At 34.7% G+C, this 16,357-nt stretch carries 16 protein-coding genes; 9 read left to right on the plus strand and 7 right to left on the minus strand.

Annotated elements, in window-relative coordinates; genetic code table 11:
- Window positions 1-12 precede the first annotated feature (12 nt).
- Window positions 13-1,422, plus strand: a complete 1,410-nt coding sequence (locus MTZ49_RS08295; RefSeq protein WP_264745088.1) for a hypothetical protein — start codon at window positions 13-15, stop codon at window positions 1,420-1,422.
- 43 nt (window positions 1,423-1,465) lie between these two features.
- Here MTZ49_RS08295 and MTZ49_RS08300 read toward each other — a convergent pair whose 3' ends face one another.
- From MTZ49_RS08300 to MTZ49_RS08315, 4 genes are all read right to left on the minus strand, one after another.
- Window positions 1,466-1,996: a rhodanese-like domain-containing protein gene (locus tag MTZ49_RS08300; RefSeq protein ID WP_264745089.1), complete on the minus strand. Its 531-nt coding sequence runs from the start codon at window positions 1,994-1,996 to the stop codon at window positions 1,466-1,468.
- Between the two features lie 4 nt (window positions 1,997-2,000).
- Complete coding sequence (locus tag MTZ49_RS08305; RefSeq protein WP_264745090.1) at window positions 2,001-2,291, minus strand: ArsR/SmtB family transcription factor; 291 nt, start codon at window positions 2,289-2,291, stop codon at window positions 2,001-2,003.
- Window positions 2,292-2,356: 65 nt separating this feature from the next.
- Window positions 2,357-2,725 carry a hypothetical protein gene (locus MTZ49_RS08310; protein WP_264745091.1) on the minus strand — a complete coding sequence of 123 codons (369 nt, stop codon included), beginning with the start codon at window positions 2,723-2,725 and terminating at the stop codon, window positions 2,357-2,359.
- Window positions 2,726-2,729: 4 nt separating this feature from the next.
- The gene (locus MTZ49_RS08315) at window positions 2,730-3,290 is read right to left on the minus strand and encodes a toxin-antitoxin system YwqK family antitoxin (RefSeq protein ID WP_264745092.1); all 561 of its coding nucleotides are present in this window, start codon (window positions 3,288-3,290) and stop codon (window positions 2,730-2,732) included.
- 240 nt (window positions 3,291-3,530) lie between these two features.
- Here MTZ49_RS08315 and MTZ49_RS08320 point away from each other — a divergent pair, with 240 nt between their 5' ends.
- Both MTZ49_RS08320 and rfbA read left to right on the plus strand, forming a co-directional pair.
- The gene (locus tag MTZ49_RS08320; protein ID WP_264745093.1) at window positions 3,531-5,177 is read left to right on the plus strand and encodes an acetolactate synthase large subunit; all 1,647 of its coding nucleotides are present in this window, start codon (window positions 3,531-3,533) and stop codon (window positions 5,175-5,177) included.
- A 141-nt stretch (window positions 5,178-5,318) separates the two neighbouring features.
- Window positions 5,319-6,194, plus strand: a complete 876-nt coding sequence (gene rfbA, locus MTZ49_RS08325; protein ID WP_264745094.1) for a glucose-1-phosphate thymidylyltransferase RfbA — start codon at window positions 5,319-5,321, stop codon at window positions 6,192-6,194.
- Between the two features lie 55 nt (window positions 6,195-6,249).
- Here the strand turns inward: rfbA and MTZ49_RS08330 are convergent, their stop codons facing one another.
- Together MTZ49_RS08330 and MTZ49_RS08335 are read right to left on the minus strand one after the other, a co-directional pair.
- Window positions 6,250-7,125: a glycosyltransferase family 2 protein gene (locus MTZ49_RS08330; protein ID WP_264745095.1), complete on the minus strand. Its 876-nt coding sequence runs from the start codon at window positions 7,123-7,125 to the stop codon at window positions 6,250-6,252.
- A 78-nt stretch (window positions 7,126-7,203) separates the two neighbouring features.
- Window positions 7,204-7,662: a YaiI/YqxD family protein gene (locus MTZ49_RS08335; protein ID WP_264745096.1), complete on the minus strand. Its 459-nt coding sequence runs from the start codon at window positions 7,660-7,662 to the stop codon at window positions 7,204-7,206.
- Between the two features lie 122 nt (window positions 7,663-7,784).
- Here MTZ49_RS08335 and MTZ49_RS08340 point away from each other — a divergent pair, with 122 nt between their 5' ends.
- A complete protein-coding gene (locus MTZ49_RS08340; protein WP_264745097.1) occupies window positions 7,785-8,711 on the plus strand; it encodes a toxin-antitoxin system YwqK family antitoxin in 927 nt (308 codons plus the stop codon).
- A gap of 49 nt (window positions 8,712-8,760) precedes the next feature.
- Here the strand turns inward: MTZ49_RS08340 and MTZ49_RS08345 are convergent, their stop codons facing one another.
- Complete coding sequence (locus MTZ49_RS08345) at window positions 8,761-11,160, minus strand: penicillin-binding protein 1A (RefSeq protein WP_264745098.1); 2,400 nt, start codon at window positions 11,158-11,160, stop codon at window positions 8,761-8,763.
- A 197-nt stretch (window positions 11,161-11,357) separates the two neighbouring features.
- Between MTZ49_RS08345 and pilM the strand changes: the two genes are divergently transcribed.
- The 5 genes from pilM to pilQ are packed head-to-tail and all read left to right on the plus strand — an operon-like array spanning window position 11,358 to window position 16,354.
- A complete protein-coding gene (gene pilM, locus MTZ49_RS08350) occupies window positions 11,358-12,416 on the plus strand; it encodes a type IV pilus assembly protein PilM (protein ID WP_413774138.1) in 1,059 nt (352 codons plus the stop codon).
- Window positions 12,416-12,985 carry a PilN domain-containing protein gene (locus MTZ49_RS08355; protein WP_264745099.1) on the plus strand — a complete coding sequence of 190 codons (570 nt, stop codon included), beginning with the start codon at window positions 12,416-12,418 and terminating at the stop codon, window positions 12,983-12,985. Before pilM ends, MTZ49_RS08355 begins: the two co-directional genes overlap by 1 nt.
- Window positions 12,982-13,584, plus strand: a complete 603-nt coding sequence (locus tag MTZ49_RS08360) for a type 4a pilus biogenesis protein PilO (protein ID WP_264745100.1) — start codon at window positions 12,982-12,984, stop codon at window positions 13,582-13,584. Before MTZ49_RS08355 ends, MTZ49_RS08360 begins: the two co-directional genes overlap by 4 nt.
- A complete protein-coding gene (locus MTZ49_RS08365; protein WP_264745101.1) occupies window positions 13,581-14,111 on the plus strand; it encodes a pilus assembly protein PilP in 531 nt (176 codons plus the stop codon). The genes MTZ49_RS08360 and MTZ49_RS08365 overlap by 4 nt, the downstream gene beginning before the upstream one ends.
- Before the next feature lie 56 nt (window positions 14,112-14,167).
- On the plus strand, window positions 14,168-16,354 hold the full coding sequence (pilQ, locus tag MTZ49_RS08370) for a type IV pilus secretin PilQ (RefSeq protein ID WP_264747857.1): 2,187 nt from the start codon (window positions 14,168-14,170) through the stop codon (window positions 16,352-16,354).
- Window positions 16,355-16,357: the final 3 nt, after the last annotated feature.

Here is a 16,357-nt window from a genome sequence, read left to right on the forward strand (position 1 = left end):
GATAGGGATATTATGATACGAAAGCTTTTATACCTAATGGGTTTTATTTTTTTAGGACTGTTAGCTGTTTTTGTTATTGGCGTTTTAAAGCAAGAAAAACTAAACCCACAAGTTGCTGATATACTTACTCATAGCCTTGAGATTGATAAAAAGACAATGGAGCAAAATGCTTATGTTAGTTTTATGGGTATTGATGCTCCAGTAGATATGGATTATTTTCTAGTCGGTAAACAAATAATTATTGATAACCAACAAAAGATTAAGGCAGCTATTGTAACCAAAGACTCTAGATTAATGGAGCAATGGAGCTATTATAACCAAGGTAATGCATTAGAACTTAATTACCAAGTGAATGGAAAAGACTACCAATTTCCTTGTAAAAATTTAACAGAGTTAGGTTGTACAAGAAAAATTGTTGAGCATTCTAGATCTATAACACATTTAATAGAAAAAAATCATATTTTATTAGATCGTTATAAACAAATAATTAAATTACCTAATTACAATGGTTATTTCACATCATTATCAGCGCCAATACTTAACTTTCAAAATATGATGCGGCTTACTGAACTAAGGGTAGGTGAGGCAGTTTTACTAATTAATCAAGATCAGGTAGAAAAGGGTATTGTAATTTTACAAGAAGAAATTGATTTTTATAAAAAAATATTATCAGGTCAAGATACCTTAGTTGCTCCTATGGTCGCGATAAGGCAACTATTAACTATTTATCATGTTATTGAAGATTTGTTAGATAAACCTGAATTAATGGATTATTTACATAATGAAGAAATTAATAGCCTATTAAAGCCTTTAACGATATATGAGCAACAAGCAATAGCTCGAGCTTTAATGATAGAGCGTAATGGTGGGCTTTATTTTTATCAGTCGCTTATTAATAAGGACAGATTAACTTTGTGGTTCTTGCTGTTTGATAGAAATGCCTCATTAAATAAAAATTATAAGTTATATGACTCTTTTATACAAAATGCTATGTTGGTTTTACCAGAAGCTTCTTCTTATTATTTACAGCAAGTGAATAAGCAAGATGACAAAAAGGCTAAACATTTCTTAGTATATCTAATGAATGAAAAAGGGATTTTCTTTTTACATAATTTTTATGGTGAAGTTTTACTGAATGTGGCATTACCTAACTATGATAGTTATCAGTTTAGATTATATGATCTATCTCTTTATTTATTGCTAGTAAATACTAAATTGGCTATTAAACAGAAAGGACTTGATAAGCAGCAAGTAGGCGATTGGTTGGTCACTAATAAAATTGTTAATCCTTATAATCAACACCCTTTGCAATGGAATGAGCAGCAACAAATGTTAAGTAGTGATTGGCTAGATGATACTAAATATAAGTATAGTAATAACGAACGAGATGGGATAAAACCAGTTATTTATATAGCGTTTTAATAAAGTTATAAAGGAGTAATTATTAATTACTCCTTTATAGGGTTCACTTATTCCAAGGCATTTGACCTAGAATTTTCATTAATGGACAGCAACCAACGAAACCTGCCGCAATAAGAACAATACCGATAACGGGGATTAAATAGAGAAGGAAGCCAAAGAGACCTGTTAAGAAAGGAATGAGGAAGATTACTAGTAAAACAATACCCAAAGTAATTTGCATTTGTCTAACTAGTGACATTTTGGGGCCGTTTGTATTAGTGCCTAATAGGGTAGGTAATCCTGCTTCTTTCCATGCTACAAGGCCACCTTCCATATTATATACTTTGTCACCTAAATCTTTTGCTAAGTTACTAGCTTGTTGAGATTTTATTCCTCTCATACATTGAAAGATAACTTTCTTAGGCTGCTCTGCTAATACTTGTAGTTGTTGTTGGTTAAGTTGTTCTACAGGTACTGAAGCTGCATAAATAATATGTTCAGCTTGATACATATCGTTATCACGTACATCAACTAGAATAGCATCACCTGCTTTTAACATTTCTTCTGCTTGTTTCGGGGAAATATTAGTAGTCATATTGTTACTCCTTACAAAATGTTTGGTAAAGTACATCCATAATTTTAGTTACTGCTTCGTTACAAATAGAGTAGTACAACACCCTATGGTCGCGCCGAAAAGTAACCATTTTTTCTTGCTTTAATTTTGCTAAGTGCTGGGAAATAGAAGTTTGAGGTATACCCGTAGCTTCTACTAAGGTTGTTACATTCTTTTCGCCTTCTGCTAATAAACAAAGAATTAATAATCGATGAGGGTTAGCAATTCCTTTTAAAAAATTTGCAGCAGTATTAGCATTTTCTTGTATCGTATTCATATTACATCTTTTTCACTTGATGTTTTTATAATATCATAAAAATATAATATGAAAATATTTTTTATTTACTCATCATAATATTGACGAATTTTAGTGAATAGTTGGCCAGCTAACCAACCACCTAAACTGGCTATTGGAAAAACCAGTAAAATAAGTATTTTTAATTTCCAATAAGCAAAAGGAATAAGCAGTACTAAAGAAGCCCAAGGTAGAAAGATTTGACAGACTCTATCCGATTGAACCAAAGGATTAGCTATTGCTAATGTAATAAAGCCACTCATAATAGGAATAATTAAACAGGTTATGACATTAAGCCAGCTAAAATAAAGTAATGCAGTAAATATAATAAGTGCACTTGCTGTACCCACTAGTATTGGAGGCCAAAAATAGATTCTTTTCTTAATCGTATTGGGTTGAGGGTACTGATCAGGCATTTAATTAGATTCCTTTTAAACTAATGCTGTCTTTCTGCCACTGTATAATGCCTGCTTTATAATATACTTGTTTTTCTACATTACCATCCATATCCCAATATTGCCAAAGCCCTTCGGGTTTACCTAATTTATAGTTGCCTTCAATTTCTTTATTGCCATTAATAGAATAATAACTCTTAAACGGGCCTTCGGCATTGCCATTACTGACAATAATATCTAAGGCTTTATGACCATTGATAGACCATAAAATAAGAGGCCCATCAAAAATGAGGTTTTGTAGATTATAGTAATCCAGTGGTTGAAAATAATTGAGGTATTTAGTTTCTTTGATAAGAAAAATATCAGATTGTTTGTCATCAGTTTGTTTGTAGAAATTTTGAACCTTATATCCGTCTGCTGTAACTTCTACAATTTTTCGGTATAGAAAATCATTGTTAGCAACAATGTCTCCCACTTTTATTGAGTGACTTTGAGTAGCAGAGGTAGACTCTGTGTTAGTAGTAGTTGCTAAGAGAGGTAAGCTGGTAGTAACAAGTACTAAACAGTAGTAAATAAATTTGTACATTGTTGATCTATTCATTAACTAACTTTTTTACATATGATTAATTTAGTATAAGTGATGCAAAATATAAATCCTAGCTAAACTAATTTTTTTATCGAACTCTTTGGTAGTAAAGCACTCTATACTAGGATAAAAGTCGTTTAATTATGGACAAATGAATAAAGCTGTTGCATTATTACACGCTTTATTGACTAATTTATTTTATATCATTCTGCGGTGCGAATTTTACGAAGGTAGTAACTGATGACTAAAGCCTCTGATCTTGTTGTGCAATGCCTTGAAAGTGAAGGTGTTAAGTATATTTTTGGTATTCCTGGTGAGGAAAATCTAGATTTATTAGATTCATTATCTCGTTCAGAACAAATTAAACTTATTTTAACACGTCATGAACAATCAGCAGGTTTTATGGCCGCAACCTATGGCCGTTTAACAGGTAAAGTAGGTGTGTGTCTTTCAACGTTAGGCCCAGGTGCAACCAATTTAGTTACTGCGGGCGCTTATGCTTACTTAGGTGGTATGCCATTATTAATGATCACTGGTCAGAAGCCAATTAGACGCTCAAAACAAGGCCGTTTCCAGATTTTGGATGTGGTGGGGATGATGTCTCCATTAACTAAGTTTACCCATCAATTGGCTTCTGCGGATAATATTCCATCTCGGATACGCGAGGCAGTACGTTTAGCAGAGGAAGAAAAGCCAGGCGCGGTTCACTTAGAGTTACCAGAAGATGTGGCAGCAGATGAAACTGATAATACGCCCATTCCAGCCAGTTTAACACGTCGTCCATTAGCAGAAGAAAAAGCCATTCGTGCGGCTGTTTCTAAAATGGAAACAGCCAAAAGCCCAGTATTAGTAATCGGTGCTGGTGCTAATCGTAAAATGACAGCGCGTGTTTTATATCAATTAATTGAGAAAACAGGTATTCCTTTTGTAACAACGCAAATGGGGAAAGGTGTGGTTGATGAGAGTCATCCTCGTTTCCTTGGTAATGCAGCGTTGTCTTCAGGTGACTTTGTACATAGAGCATTAGAGTCAGCGGATCTTATTATTAATGTTGGACATGATGTTATTGAAAAACCACCTTTCTTTATGGTACGTGGTGGTACAGAAGTTATTCATATTAACTTCCGTTCAGCAGAAGTGGATCCTGTTTATTTCCCACAAATTGAAGTGGTAGGTGATATTGCTAATGCTATTTGGCAAATTAAACAAGAGATTATTGTGCAACCTACATGGGATTTTTCTCGTTTATTGGCTATTCGTGAGGCTAATGAAGCTCACTTAAAAGTAGGTGCTGATGATGACCGTTTTCCTATGTATCCACAGCGCTTAGTAGCAGATTTACGAAAAATTATGCCAGCCGATGGTATTGTGACTTTAGATAATGGCGTTTATAAACTTTGGTTTGCCCGCAACTATAAAGCCCATATGCCAAATACAGTATTATTAGATAATGCTTTAGCTACTATGGGGGCAGGATTACCTTCTGCTATGGCGGCACGTCTTGTTCATCCAGATAAACCTATTGTTGCCGTTTGTGGTGATGGTGGTTTTATGATGAATAGTCAAGAATTAGAAACAGCTGTACGCTTAGGCTTACATATTGTGGTGATTATTTTACGTGATGATGCTTATGGTATGATCCGTTGGAAACAATCTAATATGGCGTTTGATGATTTTGGTTTAACTTATGGTAATCCAGATTTCGTGAAATATGCAGAAAGCTATGGTGCTGAGGGACATAGAGTTAATAGTGCAGCAGAGTTTGCACCGTTAGTGCAGAAATGTTTGAATGAGCCTGGTGTGCATTTAATTGATTGTCCTGTGGATTATTCAGAGAATGATCATATTTTAAATCATGAGATTAAAGAATTAAGCGCTAAGATTTAATGGTTTAATTGAATATAAAACCGCCTTTATAGGGCGGTTTTTTGTTAATTGTATGCATAGTCTTATATAATAGGACTTTTAATTAGCTAACATTGAGTTAGTAAAATAATTGGCTAACAAATTTATAGCGTGGAATAAAACATGGGAAAAAGAAAAGGTATTATTTTAGCGGGTGGTTCTGGGACAAGATTACATCCAATTACTTTGGGTGTTTCTAAGCAACTACTACCTATTTATGATAAACCAATGATTTATTATCCAATGTCTACTTTAATGCTGGCTGATATTCAGGATATTTTAATTATTTCTACACCTACAGATTTACCAGGTTTTCAAAGAATTTTTGGTGATGGCAGTGAGTGGGGATTAAATATTCAGTATGCTGCACAACCTTCTCCAGATGGTTTAGCACAAGCTTTTATTATTGGTGAGTCGTTTTTAGGTAATGATCCTAGTTGTTTGATTCTAGGTGATAATATCTTTCATGGTGCTAATTTTTCTATTAGTTTAAAACAAGCTAATCAAAAGCAAACAGGAGCAACTGTTTTTGGTTATCATGTATCTGATCCAGAGCGTTTTGGTGTGGTAGAGTTTGACAAGGATGGTAAGGTATTAAGTATTGAAGAGAAGCCTAAAAAGCCAAAGTCTCATTATGCAGTAACAGGGCTTTATTTTTATGATAATCAAGTAATAGATATTGCAAAAAATATTAAGCCATCACCAAGAGGCGAGCTAGAGATTACTGATGTTAATTGTGTATATCTTAAGCAGCAGTCATTAGATGTACAGTTGTTAGGACGTGGTTTTGCTTGGTTAGATAGTGGTACACATGATTCGTTATTAGAAGCTAGTCAATATGTATATACTCTAGAAAAACGCCAAGACGCTAAAATTGCTTGTTTAGAAGAAATAGCTTTCCAAAAAGGTTGGATAACGGCTGAACAGTTGCAGAAAAAAGCTGAGCAGTTATCTAAAACAAGTTATGGTGAGTATTTAAAGAAAATATTAATGGATTAAGTCATTAATAAAGAAAAAGGGAATATAAATTATTCCCTTTTTTCTTTGCTACTTGTTAACTGAACCATAATCGTAGTAGTCCACGGAATGTCTTTTTATTCCAATATTTCCAAGGTATTTGTTTAAGCACTCGTTTAGCTAGTACTTTATCTCTGGAAGCACTTTTTAAGAACATTGAATTACACATTTTCATTAGTACATCTTGATAATGGGGACTGTCTTTAAAACGTGCATAGGTTTTACAACTATAATCAAACATAAAGGGTAAGTTTTTATAGGTGTTGGTTGGATGCTTGCGGTACAGAGAAAGTACCTGAGGAAGCACATCCATAAAATAACCTGCTTTAGTAATAGCAAGCATAATATAGAGATCTTCTAATCTAATTTCTGGATCAAAGCCACCTATTTTAACGAGTGCTTCTTTGCGAAGCATCAATGTTGCAGCCATAGCGCCAGGTTTTCTATCAAGAAAAATATCATCAAAATCTAAGCGGCGAAAAGGTATGTGGCGATGTTTTTGTTCTTTTTCTGGAAAAAGATTTCCTTCACTGTCAATAATATCCATATTGGAAGCACAGATACCTACTTCTGGTTTATCTTGAATATAGTTAACTTGGGTAGTGATACGTTCAGGCAACATAATATCATCTGAACCAAAGGGGACTATTAACTCACCTTTGGCTCTAGCAATTGCTTCATTTAAGGTTTTTGATAACCCTTTGTTTTCTTGAATTAATAAATCAAAACCATGTTGTTTTTGAAGCTTTGTTAATAGTTCAACACTATTATCTGATGAGCCATCATCAATAACCAGTAGTTCTATGTTAGGGTAGGTTTGATTAATAACACTATTAATCGTTTCTTCGATATAGTGTGCATGATTATAGGAGGAGATAATAACGGTAACAATAGGTGTGTTTTGAGTGTCCATTAATAAACCAGTTAACAAATAAAAAATTAAATTAATTATAACTTATATAGTAGTAGCGAGGTACGTTCGTAAATATATTTACTTTGTTTGATTCTGTAGCCGAGTAAGAATACGATCTAAACTATTAGCAAATTGTTGTTTATCTTTGTCACCATAACTTGCCTGCTGTGAGTTAATCTGGCCTTGATCCCTAAGTTCTGTAAATAAGTTGCGCATCGCTAGTTTGTTGGACATATTATTAGGAGTAAATTCACGGCCTTTAGGATCAAGTACAGCGACTTGTTTTTTTATTAATCTGTCTGCTAATGGAATATCGCTACATATCACAAGATCATTGGGTTGGGAGTGCTCTACTAAATAGTCATCAGCAGCATCCATACCTGTTGGTACAATAATAAGGCTTACCCAATTAAAAATGGGTTTAGTTTGCCCTTGCCCAGCCACTAAAGTGACGTGTAGGTTGCGTTTATGGGCAAATTTATAAACTAATTCTTTAGCAATTTTGGGGCAGGCATCAGCGTCAATCCAAATCTGCATGTAATAATTACTCTTGATTAATAAATAAAATTGATTATAGCATTACGGCTATAGGTTATACTTGTATTTAATAGTGTTTAATTAGTAAATTTAAGACGCTCTACAGCCAATAGATATTTTGCATGAATAAGATAATAACATTGTTTATAGCAGTCTTTTTTTTAGTTTCTGTTGTTAAAGCAGAACAAAAAGAAGGAGCAAATTCAACTCTTCCATGGGAAGAGGGGCAAATTGTGGCTGAGACAGATAGTAGTCATGATACAGCATTGTTTAATTACAGAGTTTATCGTCTTTTTTTAAAGAAAGCTCCTGAAGGATTTCTTGTACAGGAGATATATAAGGATACTAATAATAAAGCGACAGATCCATTTGTGTTAGAAAGAATAGAAGATGTCACTCGTATCCCTTATGTTTACTACACTATGCCTGAGTCAGAGTTAAGTATTACAGGCGCTTATATTATGTGGTATGAGAATGGCATTAAAATGCAGGATGGAAATTATATTGATGGTAAAAAAGATGGTATGTGGACACGTTGGTTTAGTAATGGACAAAAACATGCTGAAGGAATGTATAAGTTAGGAAAACTAGAAGGTTTATGGCGTATGTGGAATATAGATGGTTCCAATATGAATGAAACCTTCTATAAAAATGGACGCTTAGAGGCTGTTTTATCTGATATAAAAGAAGACCAAAAAAGTAAATTAGGTAGCTTAAATGATAATAAAATGGATCGAAATATTTGGTTAGTTTGGGATGAAAATGGTCGTTTAAAGTCACAAGTTATGTTAGTTAATGGCAAAAAAGAGGGTGTTTGGGTTTCTTGGGATGATAGAGGTAAAAGGGAAATGTTAGGCTATTATAAAAATGATAAGAGAGAGGGAGTCTGGAAAACCTTTTGGTTAGATGATGCAGAAACTAAGCGTTCAGAAGGAAAATACAAAAATGGCAAAAAAGAGGGTGTATGGATCTTCTGGGATAAATACGGAAATAAAATAAAAGAAGAACATTATAAACAAGGTAAGTTAGCAAATAGAGTTAATTTATAGTGATGTAAAAAAGGCTTATTTGATCAACAAATAAGCCTTTTTTATAGCATTAGAATAATTCCATAGGCGCTACATCATCACTTGACATAGGAAGACCTGAAGAATCATCTCCCTTGATAGCATCCTCTTTCTTAAATAGCTCCGTATAAGTTCTTTGTGAGTTATCAGAAGCTAGACGGCCAGTATCCGCATCTATTTTAAGTTGTACAATACCTGCGGGCTTGGGCATGGTCTTATTAGGTTTATCTTTTAACGCTACTTGCATATAGTCAATCCAAATAGGCAGAGCTAAGGTGCCACCATATTCACGGCGTCCTAATGTATCTGGTTTATCAAAGCCAACCCAAACAACGGTTGTGTAATCACCATTATAGCCTGCAAACCAAGCATCTTTAGTGTCATTTGTGGTACCTGTTTTTCCTGCTAGATCTGTACGTTTTAATGCTAAAGCTCTTGTACCTGTACCACGTTTAATTACATCTTGTAAGATACTATTCATAATATAAGCTGTGCGCTTATCAATAACAGACTCAGCTATATTAGGTATGGTTTTTGGTTGATCATCTTTTTCCATAGGCATAAGTACAGCTTTATGCTCACTAACTTCGGTTATTGTTTGGTTTATTTCTGGAATAGCAGGTGGTGTAGCTGTAAAAATAACTTTGTCATTACGGTCTTTAATTTCATCAATTACATAAGGATAGATTTTATAGCCACCACTAGCAAATACAGTCCATGCACGGGCTATTTGCATTGGTGATACATCAGCTGAGCCTAATGCAAGTGAAAGAGAGGGTGGTAAACTTTCTTTGGCAAAACCAAATTTTTCAATATAGTCTAATGTATTATCAATACCTACACTTTGTAATAAACGAATAGTTACTAAGTTTCTAGAGCGGTATAAACCTTCCCTTAAACTAATAGGTCCTAAGAATTTATTACCATCATTTTTTGGTTTCCATTTTTTCTTATTAGAACCATCCTCTACAACAATAGGGGCATCATTAATCTTGCTTGCTGCAGTGAACCCTGCATCTAATGCTGCGCTATAAATAAAAGGTTTAAAGCTGGAACCTGGTTGGCGTTTAGCTTGGGTAACACGGTTATAGTTACTTTGATCAAATGAAAAGCCGCCTACGAGCGCTTCAACAGCACCTGTTTGTGAGTTCAATGAAACTAAGGCAGATTCCGCTTTAGGGAGCTGACTAAAGTATAAAGTTCCTTGTTGATCCCTTTGTACACGAATTAAGTCACCCACTTTAACAATATCTTTAGGGGTTTTAGGTAGAGGCCCCATGCTATTGTTAGATAAATAAGATCTTGCCCATTTCATTGTTGCCCAAGCAACTATTTCTTGCTGGTTTTGTTGAGTAAGCACAGTAATATTTTGCTCATCAATAGCTGTTACTATAGCCGGTTCTAAATAACCAATAGATTTTTGTTCTTTAAGTATATTAGACCAACTTTCTATTGCTATTGATGGTTGTTCTGCACCACGATAACCATGACGTTTGTCATATTCTAATAAACCTTTGCGTAAAGCCTGATTAGCCGCTTCTTGTAAAGGTGAGGAAATAGTAGCAGTTACTTGATAGCCATCTGTATAAGCAGCATCACCATATTTTTCAACCATTTCTGAGCGTATTATTTCAGCTATATAAGGTGCGGCAAGCTCAGGAATGGCATCATGGCGTTTAGCTGTCTCTGGTTCAGCTTTAGCTTTTTCATAGTCTGCTTTATTGATCATTCTCAAGTTATACATTCTGGAAAGAATCCAATTTCTTCTTTCTAAGCTACGTTTAGGATTAATAATTGGATTATTAGCTGATGGTGCTTTAGGAAGACCAGCTAAAGTGGCCATTTGAGCCAATGATAAATCTTTAACAGATTTCCCATAATAAACTTGAGAAGCAGCTTCAATTCCGTAAGAGCGATAACCTAAAAATATTTTATTAAGGTATAACTCTAAAATTTCTTCTTTGGTTAATTCCTGTTCTAATTTTAAAGCTAACAAGATTTCTCTTGCTTTACGTATATAGGTTTGCTCACTTGATAAAAAATAATTTCTTGCAACCTGCATAGTGATAGTACTGCCACCTGATTGTTTATGGCCGGTGGTTGCTAATTCAAGTATTGCACGTAGTAAACTTTTAAGATCAATGCCATAGTGGCTTTTAAAGTTATCATCTTCTGCTGCCAATAATGCATTAACAAAATTAGGAGGGATTTCCTTGTAGGCAATAGGTGAGCGACGCATTTCTCCAAATTCAGCAATTAGCTTATTATCTGCACTATAAACACGTAATGGTATTTGTAATTCTATGTGGCGTATTGATTCAATAGACGGTAAATTGTGGCTCAAATAAAGAGCTGCGCCACTGATTACAAGTGGAACTACACAAATTAATGATATAAAAGACCACCAAATAAATTTATATAAACGAATCAAAATTAATAAATTCCTAGCAAATAATAGTAATATTTTGTTAAAATTATTGAGTTAGAACAACACTTGCGACATATTATAGCTTTTTTACGTAAAGATCACTATGAATTGAGTAGTAAAATTTGATATTTATATATAGTATATAGTGTGTACAGAGTAATTTTTTCCGTAAGTTGCGGATGTAGATAGGGAAAAACATCGTGCTATTCAAAAAGAAAGTTAAAAAGTTATTGGGGATTGATATAGGGGCTAGCTCCGTGAGAGTGGTGGACTTAGATCAGTCAGGTGCTTCTTATATATTGAATGGGTATGCTGTCGAAGAACTGCCATTGGGCGTTGTTTCTGATAGAAATATCCATGATATCGAAGCAGTTGGTAAAGTCTTAGAGAAAGCTGTTAAAGCTGCTAAGGTTAAGGCAACGTCTGCTGTAGTAGCAGTTGGTGGCTCATCTGTGATTACTCGTGTTGTAGAAGTTACAAAAGGAATGAGTGATGCGGATGTAGAAGTTCAACTGCAATTAGAAGCGGATCAATATATTCCTTATCCTTTAGATGAAGTGGCTATTGACTTTGCACGCTTAGGTACATCATCACCCAATGATGATTCTAAAGAAGAAGTTTTGTTAGCTGCTTGCCGCAAAGAAAGTATCGAAACGAGAGAAGCAGTATTAGCTTATACAGGATTATCAGCAGGTGTTGTTGATCTTGAATCCTATGCTATGGAGCGGGCAGCAGCACTTATCCCTATGGTGAAAAGCGCCGGCGCTGCTGCACCAATTGCTGTTATTGATATTGGATCATCAATGCTTAGTTTTAATATTATCCATAATGGACATATTATTTATAATCGTGAGCAAATGTTTGGTGGTCGTCAACTTACTGAAGAGATACAAAGACACTACGGTTTAACCTTCCTTGATGCAGAGCGTGCGAAGAAAAGAGGAGAGTTGCCTGAGGATTATGAGCAATCAGTATTACAAGGATTTATGGATCAAATCTCTGATCAAATAGCTCGTTCCTTACAGTTTTTCTTTGCAACAGGACAACATAATACTATTGATGGAATTGTTCTAGCTGGTGGTGGTGCACGTATTCAGCAATTACCAAGTTATATCCAAGATAAATTGAACATCGCAACAGAGATGGCTAATCCTTTTGCCGAGATGAAAACATCATCTAAAATTAATGCATCTGTATTGGCACAGGATGCACCATCACTGATGATTGCTTGTGGTTTAGCAATGAGGAGTTTTGACTAATGGTACGTATTAATTTATTACCATGGCGTGAGCAGCTACGGGAAGAGCGGAAACGTCAATTTTTTATAGCTGTAGCAGTTGCTGTAGTGGTTGCTGTTATTTTGGTTTATATTGCTAATAAGTATTTTGAGTTACAAGTTGAAAATCAAAATTTACGTAATAGTTATCTAAAGCAACAAATTACGGTAATGGATAATAATCTTAAAATAATTGAGGATTTGAAATCTAAAAAATCTGAATTATTATCTCGGATGAAGATTATTCAAGATTTACAGTCAAATCGTCAAATTCTAGCGAGATTATTAGACCAATTTGTTCGTACCTTGCCAGAGGGTGTTTTTTATACTTCTTTATCTAAAAGTAATAAACAAATCACTATTCAAGGTATGACAGTTTCTAATAATCGTGTTTCACAATTGATGCGTAATTTTGATAACTCACCATGGTTAGCTAATCCTAATTTGGCTGTGATTACTCAAATCAACAAAAAAGATCCAAATGACAAAACAGCAAGTTTTACTTTATTAGTTGATCAAGGTGAACCAAAGGATGGGGGGGCTATACAATGAGTCTTGATTTAAAAAGCTTAGATCTAAACAATTTAGATCTTAAGAGTCCTGGAACATGGCCTCTACCTATTATGGTTCTTGCTTGTTTATTGGTATTAATTGTTATTTGTGTTTTAGGTTATAACTTTGTTTTAAGTGATGTTCGTGCCTCTTTAGAAAAAGCAAGGGGTCAAGAGCCAAAGTTGAAAGCAGACTTTGAAACAAAGGCTGCTCAATCAGCTAGTTTAAACGCTTATAAGGCTCAAATGGATGCTATTGAGGAATCATTTAGTGGTTTACTAAAGCAATTACCAGCTGAAACTGAAGTGCCAGGTTTAATTGAAGATGTAACTAAAGCGGGTTTAACGAGCGGTTTAGAATTTAAACAAATTAGACTTCAAAAAGAAGTAAAACAGCCTTTTTATGTAGAGTTGCCTGTACAAATTACCATAACGGGTAATTATCACGCATTTGCTAATTTTGCTACTAAGGTTGCTGCATTACCTAGGATTGTTACATTAAATGATTTTTCAATAAAACCAGAGGTGGTAGGAGATTCTTCTAAGTTAACTATTAATGTTTTAGCGAAAACATACCGTTACCGTGAGGATGTGAAATGATAATGTTTAAACGCATTCTATTCTTGGGTGTATTAACAAGTGTATTGGTAGGTTGTGGAAACTCAGGTATTACCGATTTAGAAGAATATACCGATCGTATTAAAGCTAGGCCTGCTAGGGCAATTGAACCTTTGCCTGAACCAAAGCCTTATTTACCTTTTTCATATACAGCTACTTTTATGAGAGACCCTTTTCAAAGTCAAGATGCTATTATGCAACCAAAACCAGATCCTGATGAGTCAGGTGTTAAATGTGTTATGCCTGATTTGACAAGGCCAAAACAATATTTAGAAGGCTTTGATATAGGATCATTTGCTATGGTGGGTACAATAGAAAATGACAAAGAGCATTATGCATTATTGCGTGGTGCTGGAGGTATTCATCGCATAAGAGTAGGAGATTACATTGGTGTAAATCATGGACAAGTAATCTCCATTAATGATTTTGGACTTGAAGTTCTAGAGAAAATTTCTGATGGTAATGAAGGTTGCCGAGAAAGACCCTATACCTTAGAGCTTAAAAATTAATCTTAAGGATGTTACAGATGAAAAAGAATACCCCAATTGAACAACGGAAAACAGCAATGAATGTTTCTTTAATACGTTTAAGTGTAGCTTTATTAGGTATGGCTATTCCCTCAATATTATATGCAGCTAATTTAAAAGATATGGATGTTGTTTCTTTACCTGGCGAACGGGTAGAGCTTAAATTAATGTTTGATGAACCAGTAGCAGCGCCTAATGGTTATACAATTGATCAGCCTGCACGTATTGCCCTTGATTTACCTGGTGTTACAAGCCAATTAGGTGAGAAAAGAAGGGCTGTTGGTATAGGTAATGTAAGAAATCTAACAGTAGTTGAATCTAAAAATGTAACGCGATTAGTGGTAGGCTTAAATACTTTAGTACCTTATACAACGCGTGCAGAAGGCAATAATATTTTTATTATATTAGGTGATAAAACTACGGCATCACCAGTTGCTCAAACAAATACTGCTTCTACAGTATCTACTAAGCCAACAAATAATGTTACGCCAGTTACCACAAAAGCAGTTACCTCAGTTGGAAATGCTATTGAAAATATTGATTTTAGACGTGGTGATAATGGTGAAGGTAATATTGTCGTTAAGTTATCAAATAGTACAATTAGTCCTGATGTACAAGAAAAGGGAGGTAAAATAGTTCTTAATTTCCCTAAAACACAATTACCTGAATCATTACGTGTACGGTTAGATGTTAAAGATTTTGCAACGCCTGTGCAGTTTATTAACTCAACAGCTAAATCGGATGGTTCGAGTATTTCTATTGAGCCTAAGGGAAATTATGATTATTTAGTTTTTCAAGCTAATGATGAATTAACTGTTAGTGTTAAACATGTATCTGCAGAAGAAAAACAACGCCGTTTAGAAGATCAAGGTGTTTTTAAAGGTGATACTTTATCTTTAAATTTCCAAGATATTGAAGTAAGAAGTGTATTACAAATTCTAGCAGATTTTACTAAATTAAATTTAGTGGCTACTGATTCAGTAACAGGTAATATTACTTTACGTTTACAAAATGTACCATGGGATCAAGCATTAGATATTATCATGCGTACAAGAGGGCTTGCAAAGCGTCAAGAAGGTAATATTCTTATTATTGCTCCTGCTGATGAGTTAGCAGAGTCTGCTCGTAGAATGTTTGATGCTGAACAAACATTAAAAGCAACACAACCTTTACGTCGTGAGCTTATCCCTGTTAATTATGCTGATGCTACAAGTATTATTGCATTATTCCAAGCAACTATGTCCCAGACTAATAGTGTACAAACTAATCAGAATGGTGCTTATAATGCGAATATGACTAGTAATGATCGAGGTTCTTTGACTGTTGATAAGCGTACTAACACGATTATTGCTTATCAAACAGAAGAACGTTTAGAAGAGTTAAGACGTATTATCACTCAGTTAGACCGACCTGTGCGTCAAGTACAAATTGAAGCACGTATTGTTGAGGCTAATGTTGATTTCGCTAAAAGCCTAGGGGTTCGTTGGGGAGCTGATATTGGCTCAAAATCTCGTAATTGGCAAAGTTATGGTGGTGCTGATGGTCGTGTAAACTCTGAGGGCGCTGGCAAAGATTTTGGTAATCTTGGTACATCGATTACTCATGATGGAGATAACTACATGTGGACACCAGCAGCACCAGTAGTAGACTTAGGTGCGGCAAATGCCACCTCAGGTATTGGTATAGGTTTTTTTAGTTCGAATGTAATGATTGATTTAAAATTAAATGCTATGCAGAAATCTGGACAAGGTGAGATAATTTCTCAACCGAAAGTAACAACTTCAGATAAAGAAACTGCAAGGATTATGAAAGGTCAAGAAGTACCTTATCAAGAAGCCTCTTCAAGTGGTGCTACTTCTACTTCATTTAAGGAGGCATTACTTTCTTTAGAGGTAACTCCACAAATTACTCCAGATAATCAAATTATGATGGCTGTTACAGTGACTAAAGACTCTGTTAATGAGTCACGGACATATCAAGGTGTTCCACCCATTAATAAAAATGAAGTTAATGCTAAAGTATTAGTGTCTGATGGTGAAACTATTGTATTAGGTGGTGTGTTCCAGAATGAACAAAGTAAAGTAACAGAAAAAGTACCATTCTTAGGTGATTTACCTGTGATGGGACGCTTGTTCCGTCGTGATACTGTATCTAATACTAAACAAGAGTTATTAATTTTTATAACTCCACGTATTATTGATAGTAAGGCGTTTGCTTCGAGATAACAC

Origin of the sequence: Entomomonas sp. E2T0 (assembly GCF_025985425.1) — a bacterium.
Classification (GTDB): Bacteria; Pseudomonadota; Gammaproteobacteria; order Pseudomonadales; family Pseudomonadaceae; genus Entomomonas.

Excerpts from the sequence above, each read along its gene's own strand:
- MTZ49_RS08340 (WP_264745097.1), top strand. The coding sequence starts at position 7,785 with ATGAATAAGATAATAACATTGTTTATAGCAGTCTTTTTTTTAGTTTCT.
- MTZ49_RS08330 (WP_264745095.1), bottom strand. The coding sequence starts at position 7,125 with ATGGACACTCAAAACACACCTATTGTTACCGTTATTATCTCCTCCTAT.
- MTZ49_RS08360 (WP_264745100.1), top strand. The coding sequence starts at position 12,982 with ATGAGTCTTGATTTAAAAAGCTTAGATCTAAACAATTTAGATCTTAAG.
- MTZ49_RS08320 (WP_264745093.1), top strand. The coding sequence starts at position 3,531 with ATGACTAAAGCCTCTGATCTTGTTGTGCAATGCCTTGAAAGTGAAGGT.
- MTZ49_RS08295 (WP_264745088.1), top strand. The coding sequence starts at position 13 with ATGATACGAAAGCTTTTATACCTAATGGGTTTTATTTTTTTAGGACTG.
- rfbA (WP_264745094.1), top strand. The coding sequence starts at position 5,319 with ATGGGAAAAAGAAAAGGTATTATTTTAGCGGGTGGTTCTGGGACAAGA.
- pilQ (WP_264747857.1), top strand. The coding sequence starts at position 14,168 with ATGAATGTTTCTTTAATACGTTTAAGTGTAGCTTTATTAGGTATGGCT.
- MTZ49_RS08310 (WP_264745091.1), bottom strand. The coding sequence starts at position 2,725 with ATGCCTGATCAGTACCCTCAACCCAATACGATTAAGAAAAGAATCTAT.
- MTZ49_RS08315 (WP_264745092.1), bottom strand. The coding sequence starts at position 3,290 with ATGTACAAATTTATTTACTACTGTTTAGTACTTGTTACTACCAGCTTA.
- MTZ49_RS08300 (WP_264745089.1), bottom strand. The coding sequence starts at position 1,996 with ATGACTACTAATATTTCCCCGAAACAAGCAGAAGAAATGTTAAAAGCA.
- MTZ49_RS08355 (WP_264745099.1), top strand. The coding sequence starts at position 12,416 with ATGGTACGTATTAATTTATTACCATGGCGTGAGCAGCTACGGGAAGAG.
- MTZ49_RS08365 (WP_264745101.1), top strand. The coding sequence starts at position 13,581 with ATGATAATGTTTAAACGCATTCTATTCTTGGGTGTATTAACAAGTGTA.
- MTZ49_RS08335 (WP_264745096.1), bottom strand. The coding sequence starts at position 7,662 with ATGCAGATTTGGATTGACGCTGATGCCTGCCCCAAAATTGCTAAAGAA.
- MTZ49_RS08305 (WP_264745090.1), bottom strand. The coding sequence starts at position 2,291 with ATGAATACGATACAAGAAAATGCTAATACTGCTGCAAATTTTTTAAAA.